Consider the following 1,011-nt stretch of genomic DNA (forward strand, 5'->3'; position numbering starts at 1 on the left):
GATTTTAGCAGCAGCGGCTACACAGACAAGCCGTATTCGCTTAACTAGTGCGGTTAGTGTCTTTCTTCTGATGATCCTGTTCGAGTCTTCCAAGACTTTGCGACATTGGACGGATTATCAAATGGACGTGCTGAAATTATGGCTGGCCGCGGCTCCTTTATCGAATCATTCCCGCTTTTTGGCTATGATTTAAATGATTATAATGAATTATTTGATGAAAAATTAGATTTACTCTTAAAATTGCAAGCATCTGAAAAAGTAACATGGAGTGGGAAGCACCGTCCTAGTATTAATAATCTTGGTGTTTATCCGCGACCAGTGCAGGATCCATTGCCAATTTGGATTGGAAGCGGGGGAAATAGTGAGTCTGTTGTACGTGCAGGAATTCTTGGTTTGCCGCTAGTGCTGGCGATTATTGGCGGGAATCCAACTCAATTCGCTCCACTTGTGGAGCTTTATTATCGTGCGGTAGAGCACGCTGGTCATGATCCGAAAAAGCTGACAGTTGCTTCTCATTCCCATGGATTTGTGGGAGAAACGATAGAAAGTGCTGCAGATGCATTCTTCCCATCTACTCAATATGCAATGAACGTTCTTGGAAAAGAAAGAGGATGGGGATCTTATACGAGAGAAACCTTCGATGCAGCTCGAAGTGAAAACGGAGCGCTTTATGTGGGAGATCCACGTACGGTAGCAGATAAAATCATTCATCTTCGCAAAAATGTAGGCATCACTCGATTTATGCTCCACGTTCCAGTTGGCAGTATGCCACATGATCAGGTGCTGCGAGCAATTGAATTACTTGGAACCGAAGTAGCCCCTATTGTCCGCAAAGAAATTGCTGCATGGGAAAGCGAAAATTAATGATGAAAAGGGAATGCTTGTTAATAAGAGGCATTCTCTTTTTTTGTTATAGGTAGTTACCCTGTTGTAGAGTGGGGAAAAGGGCAAAAAGGGAACAGAGAAGGCCGCTCTGTGCCCGTGGAGCGGAGAAAAAAGGCAAAAAGGGAA

General features: G+C 43.9%; 1 pseudogene. It reads left to right on the forward strand.

The features are described 5' to 3' along the window. Positions 1-864, forward strand: a pseudogene (locus RTL21_RS22865) (LLM class flavin-dependent oxidoreductase); the annotation flags it as partial. Positions 865-1,011: the final 147 nt, after the last annotated feature.

Source organism: Niallia sp. (assembly GCF_031978665.1).
Taxonomy (GTDB): Bacteria; Bacillota; Bacilli; order Bacillales; family Cytobacillaceae; genus Niallia.